This window comes from Citrobacter sp. Cpo071 (assembly GCF_030332765.1).
GTDB lineage: Bacteria > Pseudomonadota > Gammaproteobacteria > Enterobacterales > Enterobacteriaceae > Citrobacter > Citrobacter portucalensis.
This window is the reverse complement of sequence record NZ_JAOWHE010000075.1, coordinates 81976-96998: the sequence shown is the minus strand read 5'-3', so window position 1 is coordinate 96998 and position 15023 is coordinate 81976. Positions and strand designations below refer to the sequence as shown.

The 15023-nt window shown below is 48.1% G+C and carries 13 protein-coding genes and 2 pseudogenes; 4 read left to right on the top strand and 11 right to left on the bottom strand.

Going from position 1 to position 15023, the window contains the following annotated elements; translation table 11 throughout:
• Nucleotides 1–6 precede the first annotated feature (6 nt).
• Together OGY09_RS07770 and pifC are read right to left on the bottom strand one after the other, a co-directional pair.
• Nucleotides 7–2274 carry a KAP family P-loop NTPase fold protein gene (locus tag OGY09_RS07770; protein WP_286590282.1) on the bottom strand — a complete coding sequence of 756 codons (2268 nt, stop codon included), beginning with the start codon at nt 2272–2274 and terminating at the stop codon, nt 7–9.
• 1 nt (nt 2275) lies between these two features.
• Nucleotides 2276–3364, bottom strand: coding sequence for a transcriptional repressor PifC (gene pifC / locus OGY09_RS07765; RefSeq protein WP_286590305.1), 1089 nt, complete (start codon nt 3362–3364; stop codon nt 2276–2278).
• A 547-nt stretch (nt 3365–3911) separates the two neighbouring features.
• On the opposite strand from pifC, the gene OGY09_RS07760 reads away from it, so the two are divergent.
• The 3 genes and pseudogenes from OGY09_RS07760 to OGY09_RS07750 all read left to right on the top strand — a co-directional run.
• On the top strand, nt 3912–4187 hold the full coding sequence (locus OGY09_RS07760) for a hypothetical protein (protein ID WP_286590279.1): 276 nt from the start codon (nt 3912–3914) through the stop codon (nt 4185–4187).
• A gap of 75 nt (nt 4188–4262) precedes the next feature.
• On the top strand, nt 4263–4430 hold the full coding sequence (locus tag OGY09_RS07755; RefSeq protein WP_286590277.1) for a hypothetical protein: 168 nt from the start codon (nt 4263–4265) through the stop codon (nt 4428–4430).
• A 658-nt stretch (nt 4431–5088) separates the two neighbouring features.
• Nucleotides 5089–5481 (top strand): annotated as a pseudogene (locus OGY09_RS07750) (GNAT family N-acetyltransferase); the annotation flags it as partial.
• A 425-nt stretch (nt 5482–5906) separates the two neighbouring features.
• On the opposite strand, the gene OGY09_RS07745 reads toward OGY09_RS07750, so the two are convergent.
• From OGY09_RS07745 to vapB, 4 genes are all read right to left on the bottom strand, one after another.
• Entirely contained in the window at nt 5907–6206 is a 300-nt protein-coding gene (locus OGY09_RS07745; protein ID WP_286590275.1) for a DUF3892 domain-containing protein, read from the bottom strand.
• Nucleotides 6207–6330: 124 nt separating this feature from the next.
• Nucleotides 6331–6540 carry a hypothetical protein gene (locus tag OGY09_RS07740; RefSeq protein ID WP_286590274.1) on the bottom strand — a complete coding sequence of 70 codons (210 nt, stop codon included), beginning with the start codon at nt 6538–6540 and terminating at the stop codon, nt 6331–6333.
• Between the two features lie 137 nt (nt 6541–6677).
• The gene (locus OGY09_RS07735) at nt 6678–7094 is read right to left on the bottom strand and encodes a type II toxin-antitoxin system VapC family toxin (RefSeq protein ID WP_286590273.1); all 417 of its coding nucleotides are present in this window, start codon (nt 7092–7094) and stop codon (nt 6678–6680) included.
• On the bottom strand, nt 7091–7321 hold the full coding sequence (gene vapB, locus OGY09_RS07730) for a type II toxin-antitoxin system VapB family antitoxin (protein ID WP_286590303.1): 231 nt from the start codon (nt 7319–7321) through the stop codon (nt 7091–7093). Before vapB ends, OGY09_RS07735 begins: the two co-directional genes overlap by 4 nt.
• 393 nt (nt 7322–7714) lie before the next feature.
• On the opposite strand from vapB, the pseudogene OGY09_RS07725 reads away from it, so the two are divergent.
• A pseudogene (locus OGY09_RS07725) lies at nt 7715–8830 on the top strand (RNA-guided endonuclease InsQ/TnpB family protein); the annotation flags it as partial.
• 57 nt (nt 8831–8887) lie between these two features.
• Here OGY09_RS07725 and OGY09_RS07720 read toward each other — a convergent pair.
• From OGY09_RS07720 to OGY09_RS07700, 5 genes are read right to left on the bottom strand one after another with little or no spacing between them, the layout of a single operon-like run.
• Nucleotides 8888–9961 carry a phenylacetate--CoA ligase family protein gene (locus OGY09_RS07720; RefSeq protein ID WP_286590272.1) on the bottom strand — a complete coding sequence of 358 codons (1074 nt, stop codon included), beginning with the start codon at nt 9959–9961 and terminating at the stop codon, nt 8888–8890.
• Nucleotides 9949–11118 carry an MFS transporter gene (locus OGY09_RS07715; protein WP_286590271.1) on the bottom strand — a complete coding sequence of 390 codons (1170 nt, stop codon included), beginning with the start codon at nt 11116–11118 and terminating at the stop codon, nt 9949–9951. Before OGY09_RS07715 ends, OGY09_RS07720 begins: the two co-directional genes overlap by 13 nt.
• Entirely contained in the window at nt 11105–12070 is a 966-nt protein-coding gene (locus tag OGY09_RS07710) for an ATP-grasp domain-containing protein (protein ID WP_286590270.1), read from the bottom strand. Before OGY09_RS07710 ends, OGY09_RS07715 begins: the two co-directional genes overlap by 14 nt.
• Nucleotides 12067–13029 (bottom strand): methyltransferase, encoded by a 963-nt coding sequence (locus OGY09_RS07705; protein ID WP_286590269.1) that lies wholly within the window; start codon nt 13027–13029, stop codon nt 12067–12069. Before OGY09_RS07705 ends, OGY09_RS07710 begins: the two co-directional genes overlap by 4 nt.
• Nucleotides 13023–14255, bottom strand: a complete 1233-nt coding sequence (locus OGY09_RS07700) for an aminotransferase class I/II-fold pyridoxal phosphate-dependent enzyme (protein WP_286590268.1) — start codon at nt 14253–14255, stop codon at nt 13023–13025. Before OGY09_RS07700 ends, OGY09_RS07705 begins: the two co-directional genes overlap by 7 nt.
• Between the last annotated feature and the right edge of the window lie 768 nt (nt 14256–15023).

Sequence of the window (15023 nt, the reverse complement as noted above, 5' to 3'; positions counted from 1 at the left end):
CTTCTGTCAGTCCGACTTTAAGGCAGGTATGTCCGTTTGGATGGGGTCAATCAAATTTACTTCCATGTCACTTTTAAGTTCCAGCAGTTCCGGAGCTAACATTTTATCCTCTAACACCTGTTTGACCCGCTGTCTGACTCCATCCCAGTCATCAAAAAAGTCCTTAACCTGCTCATGATCAATTCGCCTGTATGCGCCTTTATCTGAACTGAATACGTTAGTTCGTAAGCTCATTAATAAATCGATAAGTCCATGATCAGTCGAAGAAACCTCTTGTACCCAGTCTTTGACCGTTTCCAGCGAACTCATCTCTTTCCAGGCATACAGATATCCTAGGAGTGACTGACGTGAAAGCAACTGACTCCGCATTTCTTCCTGGTTCATACGGACAGCAAATCTATCGCGGAGCTGTTCGGTAATCTCACGACTCAGCAGAGCCTCAGAAGGACTGGTAACCCTGTTCTGAGCCAGACCGTGTTCCCAGATAAGATCCCGCATAAAATCTGCTGTCCAGAATGGCGAAGTTCCACTGCTGACGAACATCTCCAGTAGCGCAGCCGTTCTGGTTTCGTCGAGTTCCAGCATATGCTCCAGCAAGTGCCTTACAACCTGATTAATTCCCGTTTCACGCAGCGAAAACCATGGGTTACGGGTTCTGAAGCGAGTGCTGACCTCATCCGTGTGATCGAAGAAAAACTGAACAAGCCCTGCACACTCTTCGAAATTATGTCCTTTTATCAGACCCGGAGTCAGCCTGCTCAGAATATGTTCGAACCAGGTGCCGGTCATGCTGCCTTCACTGCTTATTTTCGACAGTAACTGTTCAGACAGTTGCGACTCCTTTTCTGGTAAAGCGGCCAGCACAAAAAGCCGATCGAAAAATTCAGACGGCAATACATTCTGAGGCGCAGAAAAAGCAAAATAATATCGCCAGTGTGTCATGCTGCTGAGTCGCTTACCTGTCGTCTGGTTATGGCGAAAATCCTCACTGACCGGCTCAAAGAGATTCAGATGTTCATCATCATGCCCGTTGATCCCCGGTATCCAGTTTGCGAGCGTCAAGAATGAGCTTGCTCCGGACGCCCGAAATCTCTTCAGCAGGGTGACAAGCTCCTGCTGAAACAGTTCTTTTTCTCCGTCAGCAAGTGCCCCCTGACCTGTCTCTACCACTGCCCGCTCCGTAAGATAATGCTCGGTCCAGTCATACAGGGCTGGATTAGTCACCCTGATAAGCTGAAGCAGGCACAAATCAGGAAAATACACAAAATCCCGCATTCCTGGATAAAGGAAAGTGAGGGAATTCATAGCCTGATGTATCTCACGGGGAGTGGATAATGCTGCACCATATGTATCGGACACCTTGGCAAGATCATCTAACATTGCGGCATCCGGCCGTTGATGATTTATTTGCTCATATAAATCGGCAGCCCGCTTACCAAATTCATAGCGGAGATCGAAAGTTTCGGGGCGTGGGATCTTGAAACTGAGCTGGATAATCTTCTGCAGATAACGGTTCCCGTCCCCGACGTTCAGTGCATGCTCAACAGCATGCGTGATGATGTTCCTGTCATAGCAAAGAATATGCGTAAATCGCGGAAGATCGGCCACAGCGCGTACCAGTCTGAAAACTTCAGCAATCTGGGAAGGTTCAAGACGATCTAGGTCATCCATAACTACAATGAATTTCAGATCCAGACTGACCAGTTGTTGTGCAATTTCCGCCCGCAGTTTAGTGGTTGTTTTTTGATCCACTGCGAGACGCGTCCCGGTAAAGACTTTTATTCCGCCAGCTATTCCGTTAACAATACGGGAAAACTGCCCGATATACTCTACCAGCGGAAGGACACGCGACGACGTATCCTGAGCATATTCAATGACTTTTTGCGCTTCCGGCGACAGTAGATATTTACGCCAGAGTTTTTTGAAACCCTTCAGAGGATGGCGTCTTTCCATTTCCTGCTGGATAATCGTGGCAACAGGAAGAAAGAGCGCTTCAACCGGGCTGCTCCCGCTCAGCCAGGGAGAAATATGCAGTACATGCGTGCGGCCGTCCTTTGTCTGGTGAAGGCTTTTTAATATCAGGTTCAGCAGGCTGGTTTTACCCGATCCCCATGCCCCTTCGATTCCAATGACGTTTGAAGTGTCCTGCGGGAGGGAAAGGACACTTCGGGCAATATTATCAGCAATGGTTTTGAATTCGTAACGGTCATCAGTCGCGGTTTCGACTGCCGCATCAAGTCCTTTCTGGTTCCACAGCTGTTTCAGCATGGTCATATCAGAGATCTCCGTAAAGGCAACGCAGCCCGGTCACGGCCTCCGCCAGCATGCCTTCCGCGCTTCGCATACTGAGCTCCCGGACCAGCGTATCAAAGGCTTCTGCCGGCATAAAAATCCGCAGCCCGTCGATCCCGAAAAATCCCTCCGGCGTGACGTTTCCCGGCGGGGAGAACATCACGCGCTCCCCCTGGTGGCCGTGCACCAGGGCTTCAGGATGGCGGGCGTACAGCGTGAACAGGCCCAGCAGTTCAGAGAACGCTTCCCAGCCGTAAGGTACCACGAAGTCCTGGCCGGTAATGAGCAGGTGCAGACGGGGCGTGGTGTACCAGGCGCCCGGGCGCGCGCCAGTGTGCTGGCCGTCGATGCGGATCTCAAGGCGCAGCGTACCGGCCTCAATGGTTTGCGTGACGGCTGGGAGCACCGGGCGCAGCTCCTGCGCCAGGTCTCTGGCCTTCTCCCCGCTCCAGTCCAGCCCGCGCAGCATCAGCGGGAAAACGGCTTTCAGACGCGACAGTGTAAAAATCCCCGCGAGCGCACTGTCGGGAATATCGGCGAGGTTAAAGCAGTCGCTCTCCAGCGGACGCAGGAGGTGTTCGGCATACATCTGATCCATTACCGGGCGCAGCTTTGCCCGGAAGGCGTCAAACTCTTCCATCCAGTTTTCCCCGTCCAGGCGGAAGATCCCCTTCAGGTAGTGTCCATCCACCGGACGGTCATGCTCCAGCTGCCAGGCCAGCAGGTCGCGGGTGATATCGAGCAGTGTGTCCAGAGCCGGGAGCGTGGCCACTCTGTTCCGACCGCAAATAAAGGCCTCCCGGGCATAGACCAGAATGAAGCGCAGCTCGTCCCGGGAGACGGGGGAAGTCCCGAAGGTCTGGCCGAGAATGATATGCCGGTACAGCTGCCGGACCGTGGCCTCAGGATCGGCAATCAGCTGAAAATAGCCGTCACCGGGCGCGACCGTTTTCAGGCCGTCATCGAGGAAACGTTCGGCCAGGGCATTGACCGAGGTATTTTCGAGACCAGCGCGCACTTTCAGCGCCTCGATCAGCTTTTTGTGAAAACGCAGGTTAAGCTGGCTAAGCATCATCGTTCCTTTCATGTTTGTTTTGTTTTCTATGCTAACCTAGCATTTTTATCATTGCTATTTATTGATGTATTTTGAACCTGTAATGTGTGATGAATCCAGAATTGTTAAAAGTGATGGCTGTGGTGCTAAGGCAATGCCTGTCCCTCTCATTTCCGCGCAGATCCGAAAAAGTAAGTCCCGGATCTTCTTCTTACCCTCCTCCGTGCGGCGGCGGGTAAACACAATATGTAGTGTCTTATTCATAAGAAAGTATCTCTACATATTGTGTTTCGCGCCCTGATCGTGACTAGGCGCGCGGCAGCAGATATTGCCGCTTTGCTTATTTACTCATCGTGGTACACTTCCGGAAACTGAGATATAAAAGAAAAATCGGATCATCTGAAAACCGGTGTCTGGTAATTTAATGGCGTAGTTATCAGTCCGCTAATTATTATTCTTTGAAAACATCACAGCAGGAAAAATAAATCATCGTGACCGTCAGGTGTGTTATCGGTGGGGGGGATTTCGAAGGGGGACTATTTTATTGATGAGGATTGGGATGGTTATGCTGCAGCCTATCAAACTTACAAACATTGTTGCCGGGTTAAAGCTGTTTGGGCACCACCGATTATTTTATCGTGAAGTACGTGAAGAGGAACTGAAGGTCCATCAGATCATCACTCTTGATGAACGAGTCGTTGCGTTCTGGAACGCTTCTAAGAAGCAATGGGTCTGTAATAGCCATACGACTCTTATTAACCCAGATTTACCTTCGGCCGAGCCAACTAACGCAAACGAGCTTACTGAGGAATGGATTGAGCAGATTAGCTACATATTATGATTTTCCCTATCTCTCTTATTCCAGGAGGAAGCGGATAATAGTGGGCGGGATTTCAGATTATTCAGTGGGGCACAAATGGGAAAAATGAAAGAACTGCTGTGTGAAATTCAGGAAGAGCGTGCGGATGAATGGATTGCGGAACATTATCCGGATGCTGAGGAAGGTACGCCTGAATGGGAAATGGCCGCACAGAACTACAGCTGGGCTGTCTTGCAAAAAGTGCTACCGGGAATTAATAGATAAATGACGAGGCTTAAACTCTTAAATAGATAGGTTTTATCGATCGCCAATGTTATTGGCTGATGATTTAATAAATTTTAAATTAGTAATAAAAAGTCCTTAACCAAGACTAAAGTAGTCTTGGTTAATTAATATTGCTATCATCCAGAGCATAACTAATGCATTCTAAATTCTAGGTTATATATATAAATCATGCTTCCCTTTGTTATTAGTGATTCTAAGAAATAGTTCATTCGTGATTTCTTAGTTTCATGCACACAAGATAAGGACAAACAGTGTCCGCTCCTGGCACTCAGCGGACATTCAAACCATCATGTTTGGCGCGAATCACCTTCATTCTGGGCAGCCATGTCATTCCGTCCAGTCGCATCTGCCTGTAGCAGGCTGTCTCAGTAAAACTGAATCAGCTGAACAACGATATACTCTGTCGCAGCCATTCATATTGCCCACCTTCTCCCTTTAAGATGTCACCATTCATGACGTTATCTGGCATAGCACTATTACTTAATTGTGTGGTTGTTTTGTGAACAGCTTTGCAGTTTTAATTTAACTTTGTAATTTTGTTGTTGCTTTGCACTAAATTTCAAGATTTAATAAAAAGATGCAAAGTTATGATAAGGGATATTTAAAATGGGACTTATGGATACACTTAATCAGTGTATATCTGCTCGTGACGAGAGAGGATAGACCACGTGTCATGGGGTACTACACCCTGTCTGGCAGTTGCTTTGAGAAAACACTTCTACCCAGCAAAACACAACAAAAGCGTGTGCCCTGTAAAAATGTTCCTGGTGTGACTCTGGGCCGTCTGGCAATTGATAAAAGCATTCATCACCAGGGATATGGAGAAACCCTTGTTACCCATGCGATGAAAGTCGTGTATCAGGCCTCGCAGGCTGTGGGTATACACGGAATGTTCGTGGAAGCGCTGAACGACAACGCCAAAAAATTCTACCTCCGACTGGGTTTTATACAGTTAAAAGAAGAAAACAGTAATTCGCTCTTTTACCCGACAAAATCTGTTGAAGAATTATTCGAAGTAAAAGATGAATAAAAATCAGGCCATATGATTTCTGGCCTATCCACTCGTTGGTGTCAAAATTGGTTTTTTGGGAGCAATACCTTTTCATTTCACTGAAAGATCCGATACCGGCGCGCCAGAGAAACTCCAGTTTGCTGCGAAGCCGGGCACCGATACCCATTAAAATGGCCACTTAACGGTGTTTACTGTTCCGTTACTCCCCAGCCCCCCGTATTCACCTGGCAGCATGGCTATGCAGTCAGGTAAAATTTATCAGACGCGTTTCCGGTGGTTTTTCGGTTTCACTGCGACGACTTTCGCCCGTGAGACCCCGGAAACGCCGTCAACCGTTTTAGCTGTACCGACAACGGATGTTATGTTCAATCCGCGTGACCAGTGGGTACAAAAAAAGCCGCATAAGTTGGCGGCTTCTACATTTTGTTGCTGTGCATAAGATATCAGAATGTTGGTAAGTTGCCCAGGTTATCGCGTTTGGTTTTGTTCGGGTCCGTTGTAATGTAGCCATCCGCCATAACTTCCACTGTGGCACCGGTCGACCATGCTCCCGTGGATCGATTCTTTACAAGCGTTTTAAAACTGACTTTACCAGTGCTAATCAACTCACCAACAAATTTTCTTGAGTTTATTGAACCCTCTGAGTTGAAGGTGCTGTTACTGGTTATCTTATGGGTCTTTACCCATTCAATATGTTGCCCTGTACTATCCATACGGACAGCTGAGATGTAGAAATCAACCATTTTTTATTGTCTCCCAGGGACAGTTACACCACTGCTCCCTGTCATATCTGTTTATACGGCTGTTATGTCTGATTCACTGGGCGGTCGGGAACAGAAGAAAAAACAGCCAAAAAGCTGCGTGTGTCTAACTCAGACGATGCAGGTTCTTCAGAATATAAGCATGGAACTGAGCGTGAGTAACATAAGTCACCCTCAGTATGCTTTTTAGCTCTGTACCCATGGTGCACAAGGTTGAACGATTGGCAATCGACTGCTGTTTACTCACTTTTTGAAGGTGGTAATTAAGCTCGTAATCTTCTGAGAAATTCACATATTCGTGATCGCTTAAAGCCATTTTTCTTTCCTTTCCATACCGGATAGTGGGTGAAGTTACCCATTATTTAAATAGGGTTTTAAAATGGAATTTCAAGTTGATGGTGATCACATTTCCTGAAGGAAAATTAGCGGGTTCATTAAGCTACTTTTACTAGCCTATTTCATCCAGTCTTCCAGCATCAGTCCCGGTACCCGCGCAAACTCTCTTGTATTATTCGTCACCAGTACGGCGCCAGCCGCAATGGCGTGCCCGGCGATCGCTGTGTCATTCGGGCCAATCGGCGTGCCGGCTAGTCGCAGCGCCACCTTAATGTCTGTGGTTGCATCCACCGCGGCGCGATCCCATGGCAGGATAGTATCGAGGCGGCTGCAGAACGCGTCAACCAGTTCAATGTGACGGGGAGAGGCCTTCGGACCGGTAGCCCCGAAGCGCATCTCCGAGTAGGTGATGGCCGAGATCACTATACGATGGTTGCGCAGCACCGCCTGCTCCAGGCGCTTCAGTACGGCTTCCGGCTGCTCGCGCATGATGAACGAGCAGATACAGGTATCAAGCATATACATTTTGTTCACAGGTCAAATCGTCCCTCGTCGCTGACAACGTCCTCACGCTCCGTCATAAAGTCTGCATCAGCCTTTTCAAGTTCCGCAAAAGAGCCCCAGGTCGGCCGGACGGGACGCAGAATGATGCTGTCCCCTTCCCGGATGATCTCCAGCTCGCTCACCCCCTCAAAATCCAGATCACGGGGCAGACGGATAGCGCGGTTATTGCCGTTTTTAAAAATAGAAACTGTTCTCATCATTACCTCTCATGCCCGGAGTCGCCGGGTCGAATGAAAAGACGTCCATGAATACTGAAATCGTCCTCATATGCTGAGTATATGCAGATGCGAACCATATGTATAGTTAAGGCATATGTTTAGCATATGGAAGTGTCACACCTATCTGGATTTTTTTTACCGAAGATCCGAAAATGGTAAAACCAGATCCTAATGAAATTGCTTAGAATTTGAGTGATATCCATTACTTCACATCTTCAACGTGCTATCTGTAGAGGCTGTACATCTCAGTTAATCCGAAGGTTGTTATCTGAAAGCGCCGTAAAACCCTGTCCTTTCAGGTCGGGGATATAAGGTGTGCTGTTGACCCTCGTCAGTACGGCTTACATTTTTTAGCATAGTTTGTAAGCCTCTGTGAGACGCGCCTGTAAATATCGATTCTATCCGACACCCGATCAGGCTTAGCTTCTGGCCCGGACGTTCGGGGGCGTGCGTTTTGTCTGTTATTCAACCCTTCGCTGGCGCACTGACGTGTACTACGAACGGCAGGAAAAAATCGGCTATACGCAGGCCAGCACCCGCTTAACAGCACGGAAAAAAGAACCAGAATTTGCCTGGCTCAATACTGTTTCCATCGTCCCGCTACAGCAAGCCCTGCGCCATCAGCAGGCCGGGCTCTCAAACTTTTTCGCCGGACGTGCCAAATACCCGGCATTCAAATGCAAGTGCCACAGACAGGCCGCCACGCTCACTGATGCTGTGTTTAATTACCGCGACGGCAGCGCTGTATATGGCAAAGAGCAACGTGCCATTAGACGCACGCTGCCGCCCGTGCCGCCTGCTGTCACCGTTTCCAAAGATGCCGCCGGACGATATTTCGTGTCCTGCCTTTGCGAGTTTGAACCTGTATCTCTGCCGATCACCGCTTCCACGGTCGGCATTGATGCAGGTTTAAAAGATTTCTTCGTCACCGGTACCGGATTCAAAACCGGCAATCCCCGCCACACCCCTAACCAGGCGAAGCGATTAGCACTGCTGCAGCGCCGTTTAAGCAGGAAACAAAAAGGCTCACGAAACCGTATTAAAGCCCGCCTGAAGGTCGCCCGGCTCCACGCGAAAATCGCCGGTTCCCGGATGGATGCCCTGCACAAGGCTACCCGCAAACTGATTAACGAAAACCAGGTTGTTTGCGTCGAATCCCTGAAAGTGAAAAACATGATCCGCAACCCGAAGCTGTCTAAAGCAATAGCTGACGCTGGCTGGAGCGAACTGGTTCGCCAGCTCCGGTACAAAGGCGAATGGGCGGGACGTTCAGTGGTAGCCATTGATCCGTTTTACCCGTCCTCAAAACGCTGTAGCTGTTGCGGTTTCACGATGAAAAAAATGCCGCCGGATATTCGGAAATGGCACTGCCCGGAATCCGGTGCAGGCTATGATCGTGATGTTAACGCGACACGGAATATAAAATCGGCGGGACTCGCCGTGTTAGCTTGTGGAGAGCCTGTAAATCCTGAACTGCTTAATGCGGCCTGGGTTAGGCTCCGCGAAACAAGAATCCCCTTCCTTCAGGGAGGGGAGTGCCAAGGGTCAATTGTTAATTATCAGGCAGGATGCGCTTTCTTCAGCAGGTCGGCTCTTTACCCTCATGAAAGGTTTGATTTTATGGGTGGACTCTGATTTCAGAAAATTTCGTTTCTCTGCAATGAATACATGAAAATACAGAGCATCGTTGATTAATTCTCTGATCAACGGTGACGACTTAAGCCGCTCACCAATTGTATCTGCTGAGATCTGACTTCTCTGACATACCATAAGAACAAGCCCCAGGCCTTGTTCTTCGTAATCAACCTCAATCAGTTGCAGATCAGTATCAGATATGGAATTGTCGGGGCTTTCTGATAATACCCCGGCGAACTCGTGGATTGAAACCGAAGTACCAAGAATGTTTCTCGATGTTGGGATGCGTCCATGAATATGCAGGATATTGCCTGTATGTCCACACGGACACAGGGCATTGCGTTCGAGAGCACCCACATCTCCCATTGGATGATCCAGCAGGTGGTTTTCTCCGGGGTATCTGACCGTTACAGTAAACTCACCACTGCCCGGGGCACATACGATGTCGACATGATCATAAATATGGTAGCGGTCACCACTCAAGTATGAGCACTGAAAACCCACCGGACCAGTTTCCTGCGACGTATACGCCAGAGGTTTGATACACACATCCGGAAGCATTTTTTTTATCTTTTCAACCAGTGAGTCGGGGAACATTTCCCCAAGATAAAAAATGTTCCTGACAGAGGTCAGTTGTGATTTATGTTCCGGGATCAGCAAACGCTCTGCAAAGCTTGGCAGACATATTATCGAGTCAATGCTTCCGGTACATATGGCTTCACAAAGGACGTCATACTCAACAACCGAGGCGAAAGGATAATATTTCACCCCCAGATGACGGCAAATTTCATGGGCGAAAAGGAAACCGCCCCATAGATTGCCTGCAGTCAGGCAATTTGCTACTGAATGAACTTGTAAATCCCTGAACAGAGGGCGTAATGCCTGTGCTGCTGCTGACGTTACAAACTGATAATTTTCCCATGGATGCTCGACGGTTCTGGCATTCGCGGTAGTTCCACCGGTGGCGAAAACTATGGCTGACATGGTATCTCCTTCCTGCCGTTTTTTTTCAGGCAGATGAACGAAATCATCGCGGAACTCAGCACTGTGATAAAGGTAAACAGCGGGACATGGTCTGCAAGATGTGTGATCGCAAATCCGGTAAGCCATGAGCCGAATGCTTCACCGGCATTCGACACTATCAGTATGTAACTGAACAACACGCTGGCAGAGACACCGGATGCAATATGTGTTGCCTGAAAGTACAGCTCTGGAATGATCACAGACTCATAAATGCTGTAGGCAACCAAAGCAGTAATCGCAATATACACGGGACCAAGCAAATAGGTTGATGACAGTACCCCTCCAGCCAGAATAATTAGTGAGCTACACCGGTCACTGAAGGAAATCAGTTTTGCCACCCCCCCCTGCCACAGACAGATAGTCACGCCTACGACAGAGAAAAATACGCCGGCGTACGTACCAAGATCAGGATTGATTTTATCCAGCAGTGTCGTGGCGGTGATGAACACTCCCATAATGAGAAAACAGAAGAATGACGAGAGAAGAATGTACTGTATATTGGGACTGGCTATGACGACCTGAAACCCTGCCTGCATACCTGCCAGTGCTGAGCCAGTGGACGGTTTATGACTGGCCGGGAGGGCATAAATGAGTCGCAGTGCCATCAGAGCCATCACTATACTGGACAGGGTCAATATCAGCAGTACAGCCCCTATAAACGCAAAATTTATCGCCGCCACGGCCAGCATTGGCGCCACGAAGACTGCTGAGTTCTGGCACAGTGAGAACGTATTGAGCGCTTTTTTCAACTTCGGCCCGCTCAGGGTTTCAGCCAGCACCTCCCGTAAAAAAGGTTTAGAAACCGACTTTGATACCGCAATAATCAAGAAGAACAGCAGCCACCCGGGTAATGACAGTGTCAGATAAATCGTCAGAAACGCAATGCCCCGAAGTACCAGGGATACGAAAATCAGTTTTTTTCTGGAAAAGCGCTCAAGATAGCCGGTGGTAGTCAGCATAAGAAGACTCTCCAGCAGTACCGCCCCGGCGAGACAGGCAGCAACACTGGAGGCACTTAGATTTGGTGTCTTCCCCAATAGCGGCAGAGCAAAGAAGAATGAAAATTCTGCAAGAAATACCGTCAGATAAATGAAACAGGTCGTTTTATTCACATTCATGATTATCGTGGATTATCCTTACCAGTTGATCGAATACAAATGCCCTGATCCCTTCGGGCAGTTTCGTCAGGCCGGTTTCAGCTGTGGCCATCTCATTAAAATAAAAACCATTGTTATTCATCAGCCAGTCAACTGATAATACCGCACATCCCGCCACCTCCATGATCTCCTGGGACAACCGTAGCATTTCCGGGAATAATGGCGCACAGCCATAGTCTGCCAGGAATGTCTGCTCCGTCAGAATTACCTGTTCCCCTCCCAGAGCAACATTGCCTATATAGCCTTGTCCGCGGGGTTTGCGAAATTTAATGAATGCCAGTTTCTGTGCGATAAAGAAAAACCGAACATCACAAGCATCAGGCAGAAAAGGCATCACAAAATATTCAACCGGAGAAGTTGAAATCAAGTTTCCGGTACTGATCGCATGCTGCTTGCTCCCTGACTTGATCACGCCAAAACCCATGCCGGTACCAGCCGGTTTAAAAATATACTCGCCTGGATAGCGAGTCATAAAGTGCTCAATGGCGGGAATAACCTGCCGGTGATATCCGAGCATACTAAAGGGAAGTACGGGGGCGCCGACTTTCTCAGCAAGGGTCATCTGCCCTATTTTGTCCCATTCAAGTGATTCAATCCCGGCAATCCCGTCGTTCAGCAGGCATGCACCTCGGATTCGGAGGAAATGGCGCAGGGTTGAGGAAATGGCCCGGGCCTGGGCATTCAGGTTCGCAGGGGAGATGATAAATGCCGCAGCGGAATGATCTAACGGCTGGTTCTTGTACAGCAGTGTCAGTCCCTTGTCCGGATGAGCGGAAACAATGCAGTCTTCGAGTGCAATAAAACTGAATGCTATATCACGTTTCCTGAGTTCATGGGTGTACTCCGCGTACGCATGCTCAATCTCCGCGACATTACAGTATTCTTCCTTAGGTACAATCCAGTATAAATTCATGATTTTTCTTTTCTCCACACCATGACTGACTGCGACAGAGAAGTGGGGAGTGTTCTGTCGATGACAAAGCCACCTGCCTGTGCCAGGGCCTGATATTCTGTATAAAACCTTTCTTTTCCCAGAAAGAGAGCATCCATGAGCAGGTCCAGCGTCCTACCTTTATTGCTGTCCGGTTGCTTGATGATTTCGATAACAAACAGCGTTGATTCAGGCGTCATGGCCCGATGGCAGTTTTGCAGAATGTTTAAGGCGCTGGCATCATCCCAGTCATGGAGAATGTTTTTCAGGATATAGATGTCCTTGCCTTCAACGATGCCGGTAAAGAAATCCCTGTCAACAAACTCGATACCGCCTTCGCTCCAGCTGTTCCCAGGATATACATCCAGCACAGTGGCGGATTTCAGGTTGTAACGTTGATGCAACTTTTTCATCAGTACACCTTTACCCCCACCCACATCTACGACTTCTGTCTGATCATCACAGACAATGTGGCTGACAATCTCGGTGGCAAGTTCCTCGGTGATTTTTGCCATCAGCCTGTCAAAAGTACCTTTCAGCTCTGGTCGGGTAAGGAGATATGAAAAAAATGGCTCGCCATGTCTGGTTTCAAATGCGGATACCGGGATAGCAGAACGCAGAGATAAGGGGTAATCCGGCCACATGTTCCAGTATTCCTCACCAAGCTCGCAGAGGACCCATAGCGTTTCAAGGCTATTGGCATCCGCAAGGGCACCGGCCTCCTCTGCCAGTGCATAGTGTTTATTCTCAATACGCACGACGTTGCGCTCTGCCATCACATCCAGCAGGCGTGACAGACGATGAGCCTCTACTTGACTGGCTGCTGAAAGATCATCCAGGCTTATGGGTCCCATGCGCCCCAGCCAGACGGGTATACCGAGCTTTACGAACGCATGCAGGGCTGCTGAATAGCGGTAGGCGGTGATCAGCTCCGTCAGCATGTTGCTTCCCCTGTTAAAGTATTTACAGATGCAGCAAATCGCTCAAGATCGTCAATAGAATGCGCAGCAGAAAGGGCTACCCGGATAATGCTGGCTGACTTAGGGACTGTCGGATACATGGCCGCAGTGGTCAGAAAACCCTGCTGGCGGAGTCGTCCAGATGTGTTGACGGCTTCTGTCTCACAGCCGATATGGATCGTACGTATAGGGCTCACTTTATCCCTGACTTCGACATTACGCACTGCGTTGTCAAAGAAGTGAATATTGTCCCTGAGCTTCGTTTGCAGAGTAGTGATTTCACCAGAAAGATGAATATCAGCTGAGGCCACACATGCAGCAATACCCGGTAAGGAGGGGGGGCCGCTAAAAATATAATTTAGTGCATATTTTTTGATGAAAGAGGCTGACTCGGGATGACTGAAGGAAGCCGACCCACCATGAGAGCCAAACCCTTTTGAGAGTGAGGAAAGCAGGATAAGATTGTCACTGAATTCACCCGTCTGATGCAGTGTATATCCGCATCCATTTTTACCGATAATTGAGGTACCATGCGCGTCATCAACATAGTAATACCCCTGATACTCTGCCGCTAATTGCGTGAGAAAATAGACATCGTTACTGCCTCCCATTGAGCCCAGAGAGTCCGATATAAGTATGGGAGTTTTGCCATTCTGTCGACACAGCTCTAATTCGGTATACAATTTATCCAGGTCAGAGAAGTTTATCCTGTTGTAGTGTCCGAACTGTTCCAGTATCCCCCTTAATATTTGTACCGAAGCGTGTGTCGTTTTATCCACGATCCACTGCACGCCTTTTGGGCTGATGCCATAACCCGGTAATTCTCCGGAGCCAAGAATAGGAAGAACTGCCAGATGAGCGGCTCCCACGGAATTGAAAACCACCGTATGAGAGTCCAGAAATATCGTATTCAGTTTTGCTTCGAGCTCGTCAAAAATATCGCATTTTGCCCGGGTTCTTGCGGCTGCGTACTGCACACCAAATTTATCCACCGAAATTTTAATAGCCTGACCCAGAGAGGGATGCTGTTCAAGTCCGAGATAAGAGCAGGACATAAAATCGATATATTCCAGACCAGCGCTACAGATTATTCCTCTGCCATCAGTCCGGGATACGATTGTTAAATCATTTATTCCCTGTGCCCATATTTGTTCTTGATGGGGGCGGCTTGATTTGATGCGATCAGACAGCCAGTTTGTTGAAGCCATTTCAGTTCCTTCAATCCATTGCGTGACATATTTTGTGTTTTCGATACATAAAGTAGTCACTGTGTTATAAAGGTGTCAATGAAACATGTCGATTATGTGATCTTAATGGCGAAAAATCTGAGCCTTCTGTCATGAACAATTCAACGTTTCATCCAGCCAGATCTTTGTGACTTAAAGTTCAGGGATGGCTAAATTTAAATATATATTCTCAGGAGAAGTCTGTTTGGTATTGTATGACAAGGGCACTGAAATTTTTTGAGGAATAATCTTGTGGAGCAGTGAACGGTAAGTTAAACCGTCGTCAGTGGAACTATCTATCCAGAATATACCGGAATTAGTATAATAATATCGTCAATACTGGCATCATGGCAGGTCATCGAATTTTTCATCTCTGTATTCACTTTATTCATTTAAAAATAGTCTCCAATATCGCCCTTGTCCGTAATTATTCTAGCGTTCAGATTTCAAACCCCGTAATGTTAAAGGAGTATTTAATCCAAATATTTAGCCTAACCCTTTTCTCGCGAGTTCTTCTGGCGGGTGACTCAGATTATCTGAAATACTGCCTGACGGCCCGTTCAGAGCTATCAATCTGAGTCACAATATCGACAATATACGTACCCTGCGAAAGTAGCCGCCAGTTTATGCCGCTTGCTTTTGAGTGTTGGATGTTTTGTCCGGCCTGCAAAGAAGTTGGCAAAGACGGTTTGTTGGTGGCGGATCGCTTGCTGGAGTGGTAAGGAGGAAACATTATCTGGCCATGACTAT